Origin of the sequence: Pseudomonas antarctica (assembly GCF_001647715.1) — a bacterium.
In the GTDB taxonomy this organism is placed as follows: domain Bacteria; phylum Pseudomonadota; class Gammaproteobacteria; order Pseudomonadales; family Pseudomonadaceae; genus Aquipseudomonas; species Aquipseudomonas antarctica_A.
Map to the genome: position 1 here is coordinate 4,413,120 of NZ_CP015600.1, position 19,117 is coordinate 4,432,236.

At 60.7% G+C, this 19,117-nt stretch carries 18 protein-coding genes; 7 read left to right on the forward strand and 11 right to left on the reverse strand.

Features of this window, described 5'->3' with window-relative positions; translation table 11 throughout:
- The first annotated feature begins 165 nt into the window (after positions 1-165).
- The 5 genes from mnmC (at position 166) to A7J50_RS19995 (ending at position 7,469) form a co-directional block, all read left to right on the forward strand.
- Positions 166-2,166, forward strand: coding sequence for a bifunctional tRNA (5-methylaminomethyl-2-thiouridine)(34)-methyltransferase MnmD/FAD-dependent 5-carboxymethylaminomethyl-2-thiouridine(34) oxidoreductase MnmC (gene mnmC / locus A7J50_RS19975; protein WP_064453363.1), 2,001 nt, complete (start codon positions 166-168; stop codon positions 2,164-2,166).
- A gap of 135 nt (positions 2,167-2,301) precedes the next feature.
- A complete protein-coding gene (locus tag A7J50_RS19980) occupies positions 2,302-4,074 on the forward strand; it encodes an N-acetylglutaminylglutamine amidotransferase (protein ID WP_064453364.1) in 1,773 nt (590 codons plus the stop codon).
- A 3-nt stretch (positions 4,075-4,077) separates the two neighbouring features.
- A complete protein-coding gene (gene ngg, locus A7J50_RS19985; RefSeq protein ID WP_064453365.1) occupies positions 4,078-5,826 on the forward strand; it encodes an N-acetylglutaminylglutamine synthetase in 1,749 nt (582 codons plus the stop codon).
- Between the two features lie 171 nt (positions 5,827-5,997).
- Entirely contained in the window at positions 5,998-7,182 is a 1,185-nt protein-coding gene (locus A7J50_RS19990; protein ID WP_064453366.1) for an osmoprotectant NAGGN system M42 family peptidase, read from the forward strand.
- A 59-nt stretch (positions 7,183-7,241) separates the two neighbouring features.
- Positions 7,242-7,469, forward strand: coding sequence for a YheU family protein (locus A7J50_RS19995; RefSeq protein WP_064453367.1), 228 nt, complete (start codon positions 7,242-7,244; stop codon positions 7,467-7,469).
- A 7-nt stretch (positions 7,470-7,476) separates the two neighbouring features.
- On the opposite strand, the gene csrA is transcribed toward A7J50_RS19995, so the two are convergent.
- Both csrA and A7J50_RS20005 read right to left on the reverse strand, forming a co-directional pair.
- A complete protein-coding gene (gene csrA, locus A7J50_RS20000; protein ID WP_064453368.1) occupies positions 7,477-7,680 on the reverse strand; it encodes a carbon storage regulator CsrA in 204 nt (67 codons plus the stop codon).
- A gap of 241 nt (positions 7,681-7,921) precedes the next feature.
- Complete coding sequence (locus tag A7J50_RS20005) at positions 7,922-8,737, reverse strand: SDR family oxidoreductase (RefSeq protein WP_064453369.1); 816 nt, start codon at positions 8,735-8,737, stop codon at positions 7,922-7,924.
- A 330-nt stretch (positions 8,738-9,067) separates the two neighbouring features.
- On the opposite strand from A7J50_RS20005, the gene A7J50_RS30230 reads away from it, so the two are divergent.
- Complete coding sequence (locus A7J50_RS30230) at positions 9,068-9,220, forward strand: DUF3309 family protein (RefSeq protein WP_015885095.1); 153 nt, start codon at positions 9,068-9,070, stop codon at positions 9,218-9,220.
- A 54-nt stretch (positions 9,221-9,274) separates the two neighbouring features.
- Here the strand turns inward: A7J50_RS30230 and A7J50_RS20010 are convergent, their stop codons facing one another.
- The 5 genes from A7J50_RS20010 to A7J50_RS20030 form a co-directional block, all read right to left on the reverse strand.
- On the reverse strand, positions 9,275-11,362 hold the full coding sequence (locus A7J50_RS20010; protein WP_064453370.1) for an LTA synthase family protein: 2,088 nt from the start codon (positions 11,360-11,362) through the stop codon (positions 9,275-9,277).
- Positions 11,363-11,779: 417 nt separating this feature from the next.
- Entirely contained in the window at positions 11,780-11,971 is a 192-nt protein-coding gene (locus tag A7J50_RS20015) for a PLDc N-terminal domain-containing protein (protein ID WP_003172956.1), read from the reverse strand.
- Between the two features lie 68 nt (positions 11,972-12,039).
- Positions 12,040-12,570 (reverse strand): hypothetical protein, encoded by a 531-nt coding sequence (locus A7J50_RS20020; protein ID WP_064453371.1) that lies wholly within the window; start codon positions 12,568-12,570, stop codon positions 12,040-12,042.
- A gap of 41 nt (positions 12,571-12,611) precedes the next feature.
- Positions 12,612-13,127 carry an ankyrin repeat domain-containing protein gene (locus tag A7J50_RS20025; protein ID WP_064453372.1) on the reverse strand — a complete coding sequence of 172 codons (516 nt, stop codon included), beginning with the start codon at positions 13,125-13,127 and terminating at the stop codon, positions 12,612-12,614.
- A gap of 98 nt (positions 13,128-13,225) precedes the next feature.
- Complete coding sequence (locus A7J50_RS20030; RefSeq protein WP_064454985.1) at positions 13,226-15,052, reverse strand: long-chain-acyl-CoA synthetase; 1,827 nt, start codon at positions 15,050-15,052, stop codon at positions 13,226-13,228.
- A gap of 395 nt (positions 15,053-15,447) precedes the next feature.
- Between A7J50_RS20030 and A7J50_RS20040 the strand changes: the two genes are divergently transcribed.
- Positions 15,448-15,726 carry a DUF3509 domain-containing protein gene (locus A7J50_RS20040; RefSeq protein WP_048721059.1) on the forward strand — a complete coding sequence of 93 codons (279 nt, stop codon included), beginning with the start codon at positions 15,448-15,450 and terminating at the stop codon, positions 15,724-15,726.
- Between the two features lie 92 nt (positions 15,727-15,818).
- On the opposite strand, the gene A7J50_RS20045 is transcribed toward A7J50_RS20040, so the two are convergent.
- The 4 genes from A7J50_RS20045 to aroC all read right to left on the reverse strand — a co-directional run bounded on the left by A7J50_RS20045 (position 15,819) and on the right by aroC (position 19,086).
- A complete protein-coding gene (locus A7J50_RS20045) occupies positions 15,819-16,088 on the reverse strand; it encodes a response regulator transcription factor (RefSeq protein WP_064453374.1) in 270 nt (89 codons plus the stop codon).
- Positions 16,089-16,296: 208 nt separating this feature from the next.
- The gene (locus A7J50_RS20050) at positions 16,297-16,827 is read right to left on the reverse strand and encodes a 1,2-dihydroxy-3-keto-5-methylthiopentene dioxygenase (protein ID WP_064453375.1); all 531 of its coding nucleotides are present in this window, start codon (positions 16,825-16,827) and stop codon (positions 16,297-16,299) included.
- Positions 16,824-17,984: an MFS transporter gene (locus A7J50_RS20055; protein WP_064454986.1), complete on the reverse strand. Its 1,161-nt coding sequence runs from the start codon at positions 17,982-17,984 to the stop codon at positions 16,824-16,826. The genes A7J50_RS20050 and A7J50_RS20055 overlap by 4 nt, the downstream gene beginning before the upstream one ends.
- A 10-nt stretch (positions 17,985-17,994) precedes the next feature.
- Positions 17,995-19,086: a chorismate synthase gene (gene aroC / locus A7J50_RS20060; RefSeq protein ID WP_064453376.1), complete on the reverse strand. Its 1,092-nt coding sequence runs from the start codon at positions 19,084-19,086 to the stop codon at positions 17,995-17,997.
- Between the last annotated feature and the right edge of the window lie 31 nt (positions 19,087-19,117).

The following is a 19,117-nucleotide window of genomic DNA, read 5'->3' on the forward strand; positions in this document are numbered from 1 at the left end:
AATCAAGGCATTACGATACCGCGGCCGCCTGCACGGAATTAACGCTGATTGTTGATGGGTGGAAGGACGCGCGCAGCAGTTTTTTCCATGTAAAAACTATGGGGCTACCCCCTTCGGCTAGAATGGCCACCTTGCCTTTGCCCGCTTTTATTTTATGAGCCGCCCATGAACCCCGTAACCCACGCCCAGCTCGACTGGGATGACCAAGGACGCCCGCACTCGCGGGTCTTCGACGACGTGTATTTCTCCGACAAGTCGGGCCTTGAAGAAACCCGCTACGTGTTCCTTGAGCAGAACCGCTTGCAGGAGCGTTTTGCCGCCCTGCCCGAGGGTGGCAGGCTGGTGATCGGAGAAACCGGGTTCGGCACCGGCTTGAACTTCCTCTGCGCCTGGCAGCTGTTCGAGCAACACGCAGTGGCCGGTGCGCGCCTGCATTTTGTGAGCGTGGAAAAGTACCCACTGAGCCCAACCGACCTGCAACGCGCCCTGGCCCTCTGGCCGGAACTCAGTGCCTTCGCCGAGCCCCTGTTGGCGCAGTACATCGCGATCCATCAAGGCTTCCAGCGCCTGGTACTGGATAACGGCCGTGTCACCCTGACCCTGCTGGTCGGCGACGCCCTGGAGCAATTGCCGCAACTGGATGCACAGATCGACGCCTGGTTTCTCGACGGCTTCGCCCCGGCGAAAAACCCCGACATGTGGACCGCCGAGCTGTTTGCCGAACTGGCGCGCCTGGCGGCTCCGGGCTCGACCATCAGCACCTTCACCAGCACCGGTTGGGTGCGCCGCCTGATCAATGCCGCCGGGTTCAAGATGAAACGCACGCCGGGCATCGGCCACAAGTGGGAGATCCTGCGCGGTGAGTTCCTCGGTTGGCCCGAAGACACGCCACCGCCGGCCAAACCCAAACCCTGGTTCGCCCGCCCGGCGACTATCGAGGGCGAACGCCATGCGATGGTCATCGGTGCCGGCCTGGCCGGTTGCGCCACCGCTGCGAGCCTGGCCGCACGTGGTTGGCGTGTCAGCCTGCTGGAGCGCCACGCCGGCCTGGCCCAGGAAGCGTCGGGCAACCCGCAGGGCGTGCTGTACCTCAAGCTTTCGGCGCATGGAACGGCACTGTCGCAGCTGATACTCAGCGGTTTCGGTCACACCCGGCGCCTGCTGGAACACTTGCACCGAGGTGTTGATTGGGATGGCTGTGGCGTGCTGCAACTGGCATTTGACGCCAAGGAAGCTCAGCGCCAGGCGCAACTGGCCGAGGCCTTTGCGCCCCAATTGTTGCACCTGCTGGACCGTGAGCAGGCGCAACAACGGGCCGGGGTCGACCTGGCTCAGGGCGGCCTGTTTTTCCCGGAAGGCGGCTGGGTGCATCCACCGGCGCTGTGCCAATGGCAGGCGGCACATCCACTGATTGAAGTGCTCACCCATCACGACGCCCTTGCGCTGCACCGGGTCGATGATCAGTGGCAGGCGCGCGACGCCGACCGCGTGCTGGCCAGCGCGAGTGTGGTGGTGCTCGCCGGCGCCGCCGAGATCAAGCGATTCCCCCCCAGCGCCGACTTGCCGCTCAAGCGAATTCGCGGGCAAATCACCCGACTGGCGCAAACGGCAGCGAGTGAGGGGCTGGCCACGGTGGTCTGCGCCGAGGGTTATGTCGCACCCGCCCGGCTGGGTGAACACACCCTGGGCGCGAGTTTTGATTTCACCAATGAAGACCTCACGCCCACCATCACCGAACATGCCGGCAACCTTGCGATGCTGCGGGAGATTTCCGAAGATTTGCTGCAACGCCTGGGCGCCGATCACCTGGCCCCTGAGCAACTGGAGGGTCGGGCGGCATTTCGTTGCACCAGCCCTGACTACCTGCCGATCGTCGGGCCGTTGGCCGATCACGAAGCATTCCAACAGGCGTATGCGGTACTCGGCAAAGACGCCCGGCAAGTACCGGATACGCCTTGCCCCTGGCTGCCGGGTCTGTACATCAACAGCGGCCACGGCTCACGCGGTCTGATCACGGCGCCCCTGTGCGGCGAGCTGATTGCGGCCTGGCTGAATGCTGAGCCGTTGCCGGTTCCGGCCAGTGTGGCCGAGGCCTGCCACCCGAATCGGTTTGCGCTGCGCGCGTTGGTGAAAGGCAAGTCAGCGGCAAGCAAAGGGCGGCTTTAACGCCATCACGGCTATTTGCCTTATAACTTATCGGTCTAAAACTCCACGGATAGCACTGGGTCAGTTTCTGGGTACGCGCCCTTTTGGCGCATTGAATATTGACCCCTCCCCAACGGAAAAACCGGTAAGGAATTTATGTGCGGATTAGCTGGAGAATTACGTTTCGATGCCCAACCTGCCGACTTGGCGGCCATTGAGCGCATCACCCATCACTTGGCCCCACGCGGTCCCGACGCCTGGGGCTTCCACGCCCAAGGGCCGATTGCCCTGGGCCACCGGCGCCTGAAGATCATGGACCTGTCGGACGGCTCGGCCCAACCAATGGTCGACGCCCAGCTTGGGCTGTCGCTGGCGTTCAACGGTGCCATCTACAACTTCCCGGAATTACGCGAAGAGCTGGAAGCCCTGGGCTACGCCTTCTATTCCGGTGGCGACACCGAAGTGCTGCTCAAGGGCTACCACGCCTGGGGCGAAGCACTGCTCCCCAAGCTGAACGGCATGTTTGCCTTCGCGATCTGGGAGCGTGACGCCCAGCGCCTGTTCATCGCCCGTGACCGTCTGGGCGTGAAGCCTTTGTACCTGTCGCGCACCGGCCAGCGCCTGCGCTTCGCCTCGGCGTTGCCGGCACTGCTCAAGGGCGGCGATATCAACCCGATCCTCGATCCGGTGGCGCTCAATCACTACCTGAATTTCCACGCCGTGGTGCCTGCACCGCGCACCTTGCTGGCGGGCATTGAAAAGCTGCCGCCAGCGAGCTGGATGCGCATCGACGCCAACGGCAAGACCGAACAGAAAATCTGGTGGACCCTGCCCTACGGCCCTCGTGAGGATGAGCAAAATCTCACCTTGGAAGACTGGACCGACCGCGTACTCGACAGCACTCGCGAAGCCGTGGCCATCCGCCAACGCGCCGCCGTGGATGTCGGCGTGCTGCTCTCCGGCGGCGTCGATTCGAGCATGCTCGTCGGCCTGTTGCGTGAAGTCGGCGTGCAGGACCTGTCGACCTTCTCGATCGGTTTTGAAGATGCCGGTGGCGAGCGCGGCGACGAGTTTCAGTACTCGGACCTGATTGCCAAGCACTACGGTACCCGTCACCACCAACTGCGCATCGCCGAAAGCGAAATCATCGAGCAACTGCCGGCTGCGTTCCGCGCCATGAGCGAGCCGATGGTGAGCCACGACTGCATCGCCTTCTACCTGCTGTCGCGGGAAGTGGCCAAGCATTGCAAGGTGGTACAGAGCGGCCAGGGTGCCGACGAGTTGTTCGCCGGTTACCACTGGTACCCGCAGGTGGATGGCGCCAGCGATCCCTACGCCGCATACCGCGATGCATTTTTCGACCGCAGCTACGACGACTATGCCGCCACCGTCGCGCCGAAATGGCTGACTGCCAATGACGCTGCCGGTGACTTTGTGCGTGAGCATTTTGCAATGCCAGGCGCAGACGCCGCCGTGGACAAGGCCTTGCGCCTGGACAGCACGGTGATGCTGGTCGATGACCCGGTCAAACGCGTGGACAACATGACCATGGCCTGGGGCCTGGAAGCGCGCACACCGTTTCTCGATTACCGCCTCGTCGAACTGTCGGCACGCGTGCCGGGTAAATTCAAATTGCCCGACGGCGGCAAGCAGGTGTTGAAAGAGGCCGCGCGCCGGGTCATCCCCAGCGAAGTCATTGACCGCAAAAAGGGCTACTTCCCAGTGCCGGGCCTCAAGCATTTGCAGGGCGACACCTTGAACTGGGTGCGCGAGCTGCTGCTGGACCCGAGCCAGGATCGCGGCCTGTTCAACCCCGCCATGCTTGATCGCTTGCTGACCGACCCGCAAGGCCAACTGACCCCGCTGCGCGGCTCCAAGCTGTGGCAACTGGCGGCGCTGAACCTGTGGCTCAGCGAACAAGGAATCTGATTGATGAAACCTCTTGCAGCGGCTTACAGCCAACGCTTGCTGAAGGGCCAGGCGCCGACCTACGAACGCCTGCAAGCCCGCCTGGCTGAAGATGGCAGCCCACTGGGCGCCGAGCCGATTGCCGTGCATTGCGGCTGGGGCCGGTTGTTGATCGGCCACACGTTCCCTGACCCTGCCAGCCTGGCCGAAGAGTTGCTGAACGAGCAGGCTGGCGAGCGCGATATCGCGCTGTACGTGGCGGCGCCCCAGCAGATCCTCGGGATTGATCCGCAACAGTTGTTCCTCGACCCGTCCGACACCCTGCGCCTCTGGTTCAGCGACTACCGGCCGGCGACTCGGGTGTTTCGCGGTTTTCGTATCCGGCGCGTACAAAGCGAGGCCGATTGGGCCGCGGTCAACGTGCTCTATCAAGGGCGCGGCATGCTGCCGGTCGACGCAGAACGCCTGACGCCCCGCCACCAAGGCGGCCCGGTGTATTGGTTGGCGGAAGACGAAGACAGCGGCGCGGTGATCGGCAGCGTGATGGGCCTCAATCATCAAAAAGCCTTTCACGACCCGGAAAATGGTTGCAGCCTCTGGTGCCTGGCCGTCGACCCGCAATGCACCCGGCCCGGCGTGGGTGAAGTGCTGGTGCGCCACCTGGTAGAGCACTTTATGAGCCGTGGCCTGAGCTACCTTGACCTGTCGGTGTTGCACGACAACCGCCAGGCCAAGAGCCTCTACGCCAAGCTGGGTTTTCGCGCGCTGACCACCTTTGCGATCAAGCGCAAGAACGGCATCAACCAGCCACTGTTTCTCGGCCCGGGGCCGCAGGCGGGGTTCAACCCCTACGCGCGGATCATTGTCGAAGAGGCCCATCGACGCGGCATTGATGTGCACGTGGACGACGCGGGTGCCGGCCTGTTCACCCTCAGCCATGGTGGACGCCGCGTGCGTTGCCGTGAATCCTTGAGCGACCTGACCAGCGCCATCAGCATGACCCTGTGCCAGGACAAAAGCCTGACCCACAAGGTGCTCAAAGCCGCCGGTTTGAAACTGCCGCAACAACAATTGGCGGGCAGTGCCGACGACAACCTGGAGTTTCTCGACGAACACCAGCGCGTCGTGGTCAAGCCGCTGGACGGCGAGCAAGGCCAAGGCGTGGCGGTGGATTTACAGACGATCGAAGACGTGCAGAAAGCCATCGAAGCGGCCCGCCAGTTCGATAGCCGTGTGTTGCTCGAAAGCTTTCACGAAGGCCTCGACCTGCGCATCCTGGTGATCGGCTTTGAGGTGGTCGCCGCCGCGATTCGCCGTCCTGCCGAGGTGACCGGTGACGGCCAGCATTCCATCGGCGCCTTGATCGAAGCCCAAAGCCGTCGCCGCCAAGCCGCTACCGACGGCGAAAGCAAAATCCCGCTGGACGCCGAAACCCAACGCACCCTGCACGCCGCCGGTTACGACTACAGCAGCATCCTGCCGCGCGGTGAAACCCTGGCCGTGCGCCGCACCGCCAACCTGCACACCGGCGGTTGCCTGGAGGACGTCACGGCGATCCTGCACCCGACGCTGGTGGACGCCGCCGTGCGTGCCGCCCGCGCCCTCGATATTCCCATGGTGGGCCTGGACCTGATGGTGCCCGCCGCCGACCAACCCGAGTACGTATTTATCGAAGCCAACGAACGGGCCGGGCTGGCTAATCACGAGCCGCAACCGACTGCGGAGAAGTTTGTGGACTTGTTGTTTCCGCATAGCCAGCCGACTGCTCAATAACCCTGTGGCGAGCGGGCTTGCCCCGCGTTGGGCTGCGCAGCAGCCCTGACCCATGCACCGCAGTCTTTCAGCCAGAACTCATTGGCAGGTTTGGGGCCGCTTCGCGACCCAACGCGGCGCAAGCGCGCTCGCCACAACAAACCTGCTCGCCACACTTCATCAGGAGTCTTTATGAGCCGAACCATCCCCGAACCGGATCTCAACTACCTGCAAAAAGTGCTGCTGGAGATGCTCGCCATTCCCAGCCCCACCGGGTTTACCGACACCATCGTGCGCTACGTCGCCGAGCGCCTGGAAGAACTCGGCATCCCTTTTGAAATGACCCGGCGTGGCACCATTCGCGCGACCCTCAAGGGCCAGAAAAACAGCCCCGACCGCGCCGTGTCCGCACACTTGGACACCATCGGTGCCGCCGTGCGTGCGATCAAAGACAACGGCCGCCTGACCCTCGCCCCCGTGGGTTGCTGGTCCAGCCGCTTTGCCGAAGGCAGCCGCGTCAGCCTGTTCACCGATAACGGCGTGATCCGTGGCAGCGTGTTGCCGTTGATGGCCTCCGGGCACGCGTTCAACACCGCCGTGGATGAAATGCCGGTGAGTTGGGACCATGTGGAATTGCGCCTGGACGCCTACTGCGCGACCCGTGCCGATTGCGATTCCCTGGGCATCAGCATCGGTGACTATGTCGCCTTTGACCCGCTGCCCGAGTTCACCGAAAGCGGGCATATCAGCGCCCGGCACCTGGACGATAAAGCCGGTGTCGCGGCCCTGCTCGCCGCGCTGAAGGCCATCATCGACAGCGGCGAACCGCTGCTGATCGACTGCCACCCGTTGTTCACCATCACCGAAGAGACCGGCAGTGGTGCCGCGGCGGCCCTGCCCTGGGATGTCAGCGAATTTGTTGGCATCGACATCGCCCCGGTCGCACCCGGCCAGCACTCCAGCGAGCATGCCGTGAGCGTGGCGATGCAGGACTCCGGCGGGCCGTATGACTACCACCTGTCCCGTCACCTGCTGCGCCTGGCTTCGGATAACGACCTGCCCGTGCGCCGCGACCTGTTTCGCTATTACTTCAGCGACGCCCACTCTGCCGTAACCGCCGGCCACGACATTCGCACAGCCCTGCTGGCGTTTGGTTGTGACGCCACCCACGGCTACGAGCGCACGCACATCGACAGCCTGGCGGCGCTGAGTCGCTTGTTGAGTGCCTACATTCTCAGCCCGCCGGTATTCGCCAGCGACGCGCAACCGGCGCAGGGTTCGCTGGACCGCTTCAGCCATCAGATCGAGCATGAGACACAGATGGAGAGCGACACACGCGTGCCGTCGGTGGACAGCCTGGTCGGCCAGAAGTCCTGACACTGGCAACTACGGTCCCGGCGCAGTAGGATCGCCGGGTTCCTACCTCTGAGGCTTGTATGCTGATTCCCTACGACGCACTTGAAGTCGACACCCTCACCCGCCTCATCGAAGACTTCGTTACCCGCGATGGCACTGACAATGGCGACGAAACACCGCTGGAAACCCGCGTATTGCGCGTGCGTCAGGCGCTGACCAAGGGCCAGGCGCTGATCGTGTTCGACCCTGAAAGCGAGCAATGCCAGTTGATGCTCAAGCACGACGTGCCCAAGCATCTGTTCGACTGAGCGGGGTTCAGGGATTGGGGACTGCCACCGGAGGGGTGGCGGTGCCTGGGCGGTCGAGAATCTTCTGGTAAACCTCGGAGCGATGGACGTGCACCCCAGCCGGCGCGTCGACGCCGAATTTCACCTGGGAACCGTTCAACTCGAGGATGTGCAACGTAATGTCATCGCCGATGGAAATGACTTCGCCCAGGGCGCGGCTTAAGACCAGCATGGCGGGGTATCCTTTTGGAGTGACAGGACGTTGACCATGCGTGATCGGCTGGGGAGCAGCAATGGCTTGCCTCTAAATCAGGCGAGACCTACATAAACGGGTAACTTGCCTGACAGACCACATAAAAATCCCAAGCCAAATACGCTTAAACAGGCGGGAGGGGGCTTGCTCCCGATAGCGGTGATAGGTTGACGATCACTGCGCCATTGGGCGCAAGCCCTCTTTCACATTTGGACCGGCATCAGCCCTTAACCGCCTGTGCCTTGGCCCGCATCTTGTCGGCCATCTGCGTCATCTCGTCATACAACAACTGCGGATTCTTCTGCTTCAACGCCCATGCCATGCGCCCCTGCTCGTGAGGCAAGATCATGAACTCGCCTTCAGCCACGCGTTGGTAGATGTAATCGGCGATATCCGCCGCCGAAATCGGCGAGCTCTCAAGCAACTTACCCACCTGCGCCTTCATCGCCGGTGTAGGCCCGCGAAACGAATCCAACAGGTTGGTCTGGAAAAATGACGGGCACACCACGTGCACGCCCACTTCCTGCTGCTTGAGTTCCACCAGCAAGCTCTCCGACAACGCCACCACACCGGCCTTGGCCACGTTGTAGTTGCTCATCGCCGGCCCCTGCATCAATGCGGCCATTGAGGCGATGTTGATAATCCGGCCCTGGCTTTTCTCCAGCAGCGGCAGGAACGCTTTGCAGCCCTTGACCACGCCCATCAGGTTGATCGCGATCTGCCAGTCCCAGTCTTCCAGGGACAACTCAGCAAAGAAGCCACCCGAGGCGACGCCGGCATTGTTGACGATCACATCAATGCCGCCCAGCTTCACCTCACAGGCCTGGGCAAAGGCCGTGAGCTGGCTGTAGTCGCGCACGTCGCAGCGTTGGACAAACCCATCGCCACCCGCCTCGCGCACGAGCTTGAGGGTTTCAAGCAAGCCCGGCTCGCTGACGTCCGACAAGGCCAATTGCCAACCCTCGCGGGCCCAGCGCAGAGCGATTTCGCGACCCAGGCCGGACCCGGCGCCGGTGATCATCATGCGATTTTGCATAGGAGAGCTGCCTTGTGGTTCACGGAAGAAGTGATCGGCAGTGTAGCGAAGGTTTTTCCGCGACCCACGCACCATCCAATTGATGAATGCCTCGGGCAAACTTGAGGCCGGGTACGAGAGCGACTTATTGCGTAAGTTCAATCTTTTTCAACTAATACGCTGCAGGTGTGAACGCATTAAAAGAAATAAGCCGGTTTGCAAAATGCTTTAAAAAAATACGGAATCTTTTACCCCATGGCACAGTCGGATTTTATAAGGTGTCTGTCTTTAAACTGACAGGCCTACTGTTTAATCACCGGTCTTTTCAGAAGGCCTATAAGGAAAAAAACTATGAGCCTCATTCTGATCATTATCCTGATCCTGCTGTTGGTTGGCGGCCTTCCGGTATTCCCGCACTCGCGTAACTGGGGCTATGGCCCGTCGGGTATTCTGGGTGTGGTACTGGTGGTGTTGCTGGTGCTGCTGTTGCTTGGCCGGATATAAACACCGGACAAAAAAAGAGGCCTCACTGAGGCCTCTTTTTTTATGCCCGACTTATTAGTCCGGCTTGCCGTCGACCACACCGGCGGTGTTATCCAACAGGCTCTTGGTCGCCGTCTGCAGGAACGACTCGAGTTTCTGTTTCAGCGCTGCTTCGTCCGGTGACTCGGGAATCACTTTACCGGTCGGCTCAGCGCCCAGTTCGTACTCCCACAGCTTCGGTGGCATGTCCTTGGGCAGTACCAGAATGCGGTCTGCGGTAACCAACGCTACGGTCTGGTCACTGCCCGACGGCTTGATCACGCCAAAGCCCTTGTCGCCTTCCGGCAGGTTCAGCAGGTCACGGCCCCAGCACTGGTGCAAGGTATCGCCACCCAGGCGGCCCATGATGGTCGGCACGATGTCGATCTGGGTGCCAACGGTGTGATCACGCTCGCCGAACTTCTCCTGCATGCCCGGTGCAATCATCAGCATCGGTACGTTGAAGCGGCCCAGGTCCATTTCGGTGATTTGCTGTTCGTTGCCGAAGCCGTGGTCACCCACGATCACAAACAGGGTTTCCTTGAAGTAAGGCTCTTTACGGGCCTTTTCAAAGAACTGGCCCAAGGCCCAGTCGGAGTAGCGCATGGCCGTCAAATGCTCGTTGAGGCTGCCACGGTCGGTGACTTTCTCGACCGGCAATGGCGTCGGCAATGCGTACGGCGTGTGGTTGGACAGGGTTTGCAGCAGGGCGTAGAACGGCTTGCCGCCTTCGCGGGCTTTGAGTTCTTCCAGGCCACGGTTGAACATGTCCTGGTCGGACACGCCCCACGTCGGGTCGGAGAACACCGGGTTGACGAAGTCGTTACGCCCGATGAAGTTGGTCATGCCCTGGTTGCTGAAGAAACCCGACTGGTTGTCCCAGGCGAAATCGCCGTTGTAGACATACACGTCGTCAAACTTGCGCGCACTGAGCAACTGCGGCAGGCCCGACAGCTTGTGGCTGCCTTCCGGGGTCTGCATCAGGTATTCGAAGCCCGGCAGGTTCGGGAAGCACGCCATGGTGGCGAACATCCCCTGGTGGGTGTGGGTGCCGTTGGAGAAGAAACGGTCGAACAGCAGGCCTTCCTTGGACAATTTGTCGAAGTACGGCGTGATGTTGCCCGGGCGGCCTAATGCACCCACCGAATGACCGGCGAAGCTTTCCATCAGGATCACTACGACGTTCTTGATCGGCAGGGTTTTTTCGGCAGGTGGCGTGTAGTCCCGGCGAACGGCAGCCGACTCCGTGTCCACCAGTTTCTCTTGTGGCAACACCAGCATGTCACGCACGGTCTGGGTCGCCAGCGGCTGGTCCAGGGTGGCTTTCCAGATGTTCGAACGCTCTTCGGAGAAGCGCGCCTTGGCGGCGGCGATCAGCGACAGAGTGCCGTTCAAGCCCAACTGGTTGGCGAAGTTCGAATCGGTGGTGTAGACATCACCCCAGCGCAGCGGCGGGCCCTGGCGCAGGGTGCCACGGATGGCGACCACGGCGATCAACAGGCAGACCACGAATACGGCGATGCGGGTGTACCACGGCGCCACCTGGCGGGTGCCGACGGTGCCCCCGCTGAACGGGCCACGTGGGCGCGTCGCACGGTCGGCGCCTTTAAAGGCCATGCTCAGGATCAGCGTACCCACGGCCCAGGCCAGCAGGTACCGCACCACCGGGAAACCGTACCAGAGCATGCTCATCACGGTTTTCGGGTCTTCCTTCACATACTGGAAGACCAGGCCGTTGAGGCGCTGGTGGAATTCGCGGTAGAAGTCCATCTCCATCAAGCCCAGGAACAGGGCAATACTCGACGCGACGGTCAGCCACAAACGGAAAAACCCGCGCGCCGCCATGGCCCGAACGCTGAACAAGGCCAGCAGCATCGGAACCAGCGCGTACATCACAAAGCGTATGTCGAAGCGCGTGCCGTTGACGAACGCTTCGAGGAACGTCGAGGCCGGCGTGTCGAGGATCATCTCGCGGTTGTAGACCAGCAGCGCCAGGCGCAGCAGGGAGAACATCACCATCATGACCAGCGCGCAAAGCAGCGTGTATGCCAGATGGGATTTGACGGTCGGTTGCAGCAGGCGATTAGAAGCTCGCTGCTGACTCAGGGCGTCCGGGTTTGCCATGTCGTTTCAGGACCCATTGGAAGTTTAAGTTTAGAAGTAATGCAGTGGCGCCCGTCCCTCGCCCAGGCTGGCTGGGGTAGGCGGTTAGCGCGGTGGCGCAAATGGTGCCCGATCAACGGCATCAACGCTATTAATTACTGAACATATGCCACGGCCATGCGGTTAATGGCACTGGATAGAGAGCCTTGGCAGTGCCTTAAAAACCGGCGAATTGTCTTGGACGAGGTGTGAAAATTTCGTGCACCGAATAATCTCGACACACAAATCTCTGCATACGCTGGAGACAAATAGGGAGCGGGCTTGCTCGCGAAAGCGCTGCGTCAGTCAATACATCAGTGACTGAACCACCGCTTTCGCGAGCAAGCCCGCTCCCACATTTAGTGCAGTGCCTACTCCGGATTGGAGCGGGCCCGGTGATCAGATCCGCACATTCCCGCGCGGCCCGGCAATTGCCCAGATAATCAGGCCGAGTACCGGCAGCAACAGGATCAGCAAGATCCACAACACCTTGGCGCCCGTGCTCGCGCCGCTTTTGAACACGTTGATAATCGCCCAGATATCCAGCGCAAGGATAATCAGGCCAATCAGACCATTGAAAGTCGAACCCATGGTGTCGCTCCTAAAGTGAGGGCATGCCTCCTTAGGATAGTCAGCCGTGGCGCCGGTTCCGTTTTATTTCAGACGTGCACCGCAACACGCAGCGCTTCCAGGGACGGCTCAGCCTTGATGCCAACGTGGGCGCACAGTTCCAGCACGCGCGGCAGGTCGTTGCCGTACACCAGCACGCACTGGATCTCGTCATCGAGCAATTGGCTGAAGTTGAGCAGCACATAGCCGCCCTCTTCCGGGCTCAGGGCGCTCATCTGGATCTGGATGCGATTGAGCGCAGTGAGGTCTTCGGTCTTGGCCAACTGCTTGGGCTTGAGGTTGAACGCCACGCCCGGGCCGAAGGACGCGACGATCTGCGCAAACAGATCGCCATAGGTGTCGGCCTGGAACAGGACGGTGTCCGGCAGGCTGCCCACCACCACCCACTCACCCAATGGAATAGGGAACGAGTCGTCGTAGTTGATATCCGGATTGGCTGCCAGAAAGGCCGCAGGGTCCGCGTAGGCCTGGGCCGCTTCTTCGGCGATGCGCGCCACCTCGTCCTCGCCCATGACGCCGGCGCTGATTTTGCTGATGAGTTCGACGAGGGCGGTTTTCATGGGAAGGTCCTGTGGCGGGCTGGTTTTTGAGGGCGCGTAGCCTACACCAGTTTTTGCAACTGCGCCGCCGTATCCGCCGCGCCCATGGTTTGCGCTGCTGCTAACGCCGTCGCGCCCTGGGCGTCAGTCGCCTTGGGATTGGCACCTTGCCCAAGCAGGTAGTCGACCATTTCTACGCGGTTGAACATCGCCGCCATCATCAGCGCGGTACGCCCATCCGACGATGATGCATCAACCGGTGCGCCACCTTCGATCAGCGCCGTGACCACGGGCAGGTTGCCCTTGAATGCGGCACCGGCAATCGGCAGTTGGTTTTTGTCATTGGCGATCTGTGGGTCAGCCTTGAATTCCAGCAGCACTTTTACCGCATCGGCGTGGCCGTGGTAGGCCGCGAGCATGAGCAAGGTGTCGCCATTATGGTTGCGCAGATTGGGCGGCAAGCCTTTGGCCAGCAGCGCAGCGAGCATGGCGGCGTCGCCTCGGCGAGCCACGTCAAAGACCTGTTCGGCAAATTCGGCAGCTTCGTCTTCGGTCATTTGTTTGGGCTGGTCTGACATGTGAGGGCTCCTTGTCTGGTGTGCTTTATAGGCGCCCAGTGTCGCGACGGAGTTCCCCACTGTCATGCCTTTTTTGCCAAAAGCGGCCATAGCCAGAATCAATAACGAAACTGCCCGCCCTGGATCTGCGCCAACAGCTGGCCGGTGACCGGCACATAGCTGTCCGACCCAGGAAGCCAAACGTAGACCGGGTCATTACCGGCTTTTGCCGGGTCAAACGCTTCCTCCTTGAGCTTCACCTTCTGGTATTTGAAGGTGCCGGTGGTTTCCATCTTCACTTTGATGCGCAGAAACAACGGCACCGCGTAGTGCGGCAGTTGGCCGTGGGCGAACTGGAGCAATTCACGCATGTCCAGGGACGCCAGGGATTCGCTCGGGGTGATGGCGACCATCCCCGCCCGGCCGTTGGTATTTTCGATCTCGACGCCATAGGCCACCACTTCGGCGATCTGCGGGTGTTGCAGCAGGACGTTTTCAACTTCGGTGGTCGAGACGTTCTCCCCCTTCCAGCGATAGGTATCGCCCAGGCGGTCAACGAACTGAGCATGGCCAAAGCCGATACTGCGCAACAAGTCGCCGGTATTGAAATAGCGGTCGCCCTTCTCGAACACATCCGTGAGCACCACCTTGCGGTTCTTTTCTGGGTCGGTGTACCCGTCGAAGGGTGATTTTTCATCAATCCGGGCCAATAGCAGCCCCTGCCCGCCCGTTTGCACCTTGCGCATCAAACCATCGCTGCCACGGATCGGTTCACCGGTGTCGTGGGCGTATTCCACCAGTGCCCAGTGCTGCAGGCAAAAGCCGATGGTGTTATCGAAATTCAGCACATTGGTGAAGCCGATATTGCCGTCACTGGCAGCGTACAGCTCGCAGATATGCTCAACGCCATAGCGTTGCTTGAACTGCGCCCAGACGCCGGGGCGCAGGCCATTGCCGACCATCTTGGTCACGCGGTTATCACGGTCCTGCGCGCTGGGCGGCTGATCGAGCAGGTAGCGGCACAACTCCCCGACATAACCCAGGGTCGTCGCGTTGAATTTGCGCGCATCGTCCCAAAACTGGCTTGCACTGAATTTACGCCGGATGGCGAACCCCGACGCGCCGACAATCGCCGAACCCCAGCACACACACAGGCCGGTGGCGTGGTACAGCGGCAGCGTGCAATACAGGACATCTTGCGGCCCCATGTCCAGGGCGATGCTGCCGAAACTCACAGCGGTTTTGGTCCAGCGGCCGTGTTTCATGATCCCGGCCTTGGGCAAGCCCGTAGTGCCGGAGGTGTAGATATAGAAGCACGGGTCGTTGAAAAAGATGTGCTCGGTGCTGGTGGGGTTGCTCACCGCGCATTCGGCGCTGGCCACCATCAGGTCGATGTAACCTTCAGGCACCGCACTTGATGGTTGATCGGCGACAAACCAGGTGCGGTCGGCCTTGATCGCGACGTGCTCACGCACCGCAGAAAAGGCAGGCACCAACTCCGCCCCCACGACAATGGCCACCGGGGTCACCAGATTCAGGCTGTGCACCAGCGCCGCCTGGGTTTGCGAGGTATTGAGCATTGCGCAGATACCACCCAGCTTCGCCACGGCCAATACATTGAGCAGTAATTCAGGCCGATTCTCGATAAACAGCGCAACCACATCACCCTTGCCGATGCCCTGCGCGTGCAGATGATGAGCGATACGATTGGCGCGCTGGTTGGCTTCGCTGTAGCTGAGCACACTGTCGCCGTACAACAACGCAGCACCGTCGGGATTACGCAGCACAGCCTGCTCGAACTGCCACCCGAGGCCGCAAGGTTGCCCCGGGTCAGTGACATTCGCGGCACGCATCCCGCTTACCACGCGCGGCAGGGCGCGAACAATCGCGGGCACCTTTCGCAGCATTTTGCCCCAAGTGATCATGTCGTCTTGCGGATGGCTCATGGCGGAACGTCCTTTTTTCTTGTTCTTCGTATGATCCAGGAACAGCGGTGACGCAGTAGGCGGCACGCCGAATACCTTGCAGGAAAATACGCCTGCCATTCTTTGGCTGTACATGCAGGATTTGAAAAGTTTTGTATCCCGTGCCGGCGGCCACAAAAAAGGAATTTTGCGCAGCTATCAAAGTCATTATCAGTAATGAAGGGCTGAAACGGGTGGCCCGAACAACGCAAAATGCAGGATGCACGATGGCCATTCATGCATTTTGCACGAAACTGAAAATCTTGAAAATTTTTAAACTGTTGATTTACAACGATTTTTTATAAATCTGAATACTGGCACAATCACTGCACCTATCTCTCCATGCTTGCCAACTTGAGCCAACGGAGCTGATAGACATGAGCCTGATCCAAGATAAATTCGCTTCTGTATTCTCCCAATACGACGTCACCACTCAGCCACGTCCTGACGGCGGTATCCTGCTGACCCTGCGCAACAGCGAAGGCAAACAAGTCAAGCGCTCGATCTCATACCAACAGTTGCACACTGCTGACCAACTGACGTGGGTGATCAGCGCCATTCGCCGCGACTTGGCCGAACAAGCCAGCGATTTGCCCCAGATTTCGATGCTGCAAAGCCAGAACCGCTTTGCCCTGCCGACTTACCATTCGGCATAAGCAACACCGAAGCAACACCGATAAAAAAAGGGCCGCGACGCCATTAAGCGTCGCGGCCCTTTTTTATACGTTCAGCACAGCCTTTTATACGTTCAGCACAGCCCCTGGCGCGTCGCTTCATTTATCGCCTGCACGCGGTTGGTGACGTCCAGCTTGCCGTAGATATTACGCAGATGGAATTTCACCGTGGCTTCAGAGGTGGCGCGAATCTGGCTGATTTCCCAAACCGTCTTGCCTTCAGCAGCCCACCGCAGGATTTCCAGCTCGGTCGGTGTGAGGGGTTTGCCGCCCAGGCTCAGACGTCTTCTAACGCCCACAGGCTCGGTCACCGGCGTACGACACGACTCCTCTCGGCCACTCATTGATCTCTCTCCTGTAGTAGTGGATGCCTTATCACCTTTCGGATTCCTGCTATTGACAGGTGATATAAACATCAAGTCAGGAGAGAGTTACATAACGAATGGAATCAAGGCATAAGTCGCCGCATAAACAGCGATGCCTTACAGATAATTAGGCTTATTCCCACAGCAACTTCCAAATTGTCGGGATTGCATATTTAGATACGTGTATTTAGTCGTCCAATCCGGGAATACGAGCAGCCATATCGCTGCCGGTGAATTCAGGCACTGCGCCGTCAGCGCTGTTGAACAGGCGCAATGTCACACAGTGCGGATTTTCGCCCATGTCGAACCAATGGGGCGTTCCGGCCGGGATCACCAGCAGGTCATTTTTCTCACAGCGTACGGCGTATATGTACTCGCCCACGTGCACAGCAAACAGGCCTACGCCGGCGATGAAAAAGCGCACTTCGTCGTCGCTGTAGCGGCGCTCCTCAAGGTACTGGGCACGCAGCTCGGCTTTCTGTGGGTGGTCGCTCGTCACGCTGAGCACTTGCACAGAGGCGTAACCCAGAGCATTGATCTGCTCCTGGTAGGCAGCGATCATTTCAGCGTCGCCGGCGCCCTTCTCGATGGGGCTGGGCTGCCAACGTTCGAACCGCACGCCATGCTCGGCCAGGGCCGCAGCGATATCGTCGAAATGGGTCAGGACCTTGTTCGGGGTGTCCGGTGTGGCGACGTGGTAAACAGCTACATAACTCATTGCACGGTTCCTTGGTTCGGCTCTTGCAATCGAAGGCCAATGATAACGGCGGCGGCCAGGGCCGCGATGCTGGCGATGCTGAACGTCAGGGTCGGCCCCAGCAGATTCCAACTGTAACCGGAATACAGGGCCCCCAAGGCGCCCCCGGTACCGGCCAAGGCAGCATAGAGCGCCTGGCCCTGGCCTTGTTGTTTATCGCCGAAACTACGTTGCACAAAAGCAATGGCCGCCGCATGAAAGCTGCCGAAGGTGGCGGCGTGCATCACCTGCGCCAGCAGCAGCACCCAGAAGAATTCAGCGAATGAGCCCAGCAGCAACCAGCGTACCGACGCCAACAGGAAACTGGCCAGCAGCACCCGTCGCACCGAAAAGCGCGTGAGGATGCGGCTCATGGCCAGGAACATCAGCACTTCCGCCACAACGCCCACTGCCCAGAGCAGACCAATCACGCCACGGCTGTAGCCCAAATGCTCCAGATGCAGGGTCAGGAAGGTGTAATACGGGCCGTGGCTCATTTGCATCAACGCCACGCAGGCATAAAACGCCAGGACACCGGGGCTGCGCAGCTGCTTGAGAAAACCGTCGCCGGCCAAACGATTGCCATGGCTGACAGGCTGCGCATTCGGCACCCACAGGCTGGCGCCGATGATGCCGGCCATGATCACCACGACCACCACCGGGTAAATGTCCAGGCTCAGCCAGTCGAACAGGCGGCCCATGATCACCACGGTGAGAATGAAACCGATCGAGCCCCACAGGCGGATCTGACTGTAGCGCGAGGTCTGCTTTTGCAGGTGCGCCAGGGTAATCACTTCAAACTGCGGCAACACCGCGTGCCAAAAAAACGCGTGCAACGCCATGACCAACGCCAGCCAGGCATAGGTCTTGCTGACAAAAATCAGCGAAAAACTTGCCAGGGTGCACACCGCGCCAAATCGCACGATGGCCAGGCGTCGGCCGGTATGGTCGCCCAACCACCCCCACAGGTTCGGCGCCACGCAGCGCATCAGCATGGGGATGGCCACCAGTTCGCCGATACGCGCGCTGGAGAACCCCAGGTGATCGAAGTACAGCGCCAGGAAAGGGGCCGTCGCCCCCAGCAGGGCGAAGTAAAACAGGTAGAAGCTGGAGAGTCGCCAGTACGGGAGCGCTGTCACGGTCAAGCCGTCACAGCTGGCCCAGTATCGGAGTGCTCACGCGCACATCGGCATTTTGCCCACGGTTGCGCAGCAGGTGATCCATCAACACGATGGCCATCATCGCTTCGGCAATCGGCGTGGCACGGATACCGACGCACGGGTCGTGGCGGCCCTTGGTGATGACGTCGACCGGGTTGCCGTTGACATCAATCGAACGGCCCGGCGTGGTGATGCTCGACGTTGCCTTGAGGGCCAGGTGCGCCACAATCGGCTGGCCGGAAGAGATACCGCCGAGGATGCCACCCGCGTTGTTGCTGAGGAAACCTTGCGGTGTCAGCTCATCGCGATGCTCGGTGCCTCGCTGGGAGACACAGGCAAAACCGGCGCCGATTTCCACACCCTTGACCGCATTGATGCTCATCAACGCGTGGGCCAGTTCGGCATCCAGACGGTCGAAGATGGGCTCGCCCAGGCCAGGCTTCACGCCTTCGGCGACTACCGTGATCCTGGCACCGACCGAGTCCTGATCGCGACGCAACTGGTCCATGTAGGCTTCCAGCTCCGGCACCTTGTCCGGGTCGGGGCTGAAGAACGCGTTGTCATCCACACTGTCCCAGGTCTTGAAAGGGATCTCGATCGGGCCCAACTGGCTCATGTAGCCACGGACAACAATGCCCTGGGTGGCCAGGTATTTCTTGGCAATGGCACCGGCGGCCACACGCATGGCAGTCTCGCGGGCCGAGCTGCGGCCGCCGCCACGGTAGTCGCGTTCGCCGTATTTGTGGTGGTAGGTGTAGTCGGCGTGGGCCGGGCGGAACAGATCCTTGATTGCCGAGTAGTCCTTGGACTTCTGGTCGGTATTGCGGATCAGCAAGCCAATGGCGCAACCAGTGGTGCGGCCCTCGAACACGCCGGAGAGAATCTCGACTTCGTCGGGCTCCTGGCGCTGGGTCGTGTGGCGGCTGGTGCCGGGCTTGCGGCGATCGAGGTCGCGCTGCAGGTCTTCCAGAGACAGCTCGAGGCCGGGCGGGCAGCCGTCGACAATGGCGACCAACGCCGGGCCATGGCTTTCGCCCGCGGTGGTGACAGTGAACAGCTTGCCGAAGGTATTGCCGGACATGCAGGGCGCTCCGTGAAATCAGTTGAATCAA